A 366-nucleotide genomic window follows, 5' to 3' on the forward strand; every position below is an offset into this window, starting at 1 on the left:
GGGCCATCATCGGCATGGCCATCTTCCGCAACGTCCCCATGACCCAACTGGTCAATCAGCTCGATATCCTGCTGCCCGGCGACCGCCCCTTTGTCGCCCCCAGCGCCTTCCTGCAAGCCCGCCAAAAGCTCGGCGACAAGAGCATTGCGCGTCTGTTCCACGAGACCGCCACCCGCTGGCATCAACAGGCCAATCACCCCGGCTGGGCCGGATTACAACTGCTCGCCGTCGATGGCGTGATGTGGCGCACGCCCGATACCCCGGACAATGCCGCTGCCTTTGCCAAGCCCGGCACCCAGCATGGCGAGACCGCCTATCCCCAGGTGCGCATGCTCTGTCAGATGGAGCTGACCAGCCATCTGCTGG

At 64.8% G+C, this 366-nt stretch carries 1 protein-coding gene; it reads left to right on the plus strand.

Annotated features, from left to right (window positions below; all coding sequences use genetic code 11):
- On the plus strand, positions 1 to 366 hold a 366-nt coding region (locus ACW5W4_RS18925; RefSeq protein WP_456690418.1), incomplete at both ends, for a transposase domain-containing protein.

It is taken from the genome of Aeromonas crassostreae (assembly GCF_054052445.1).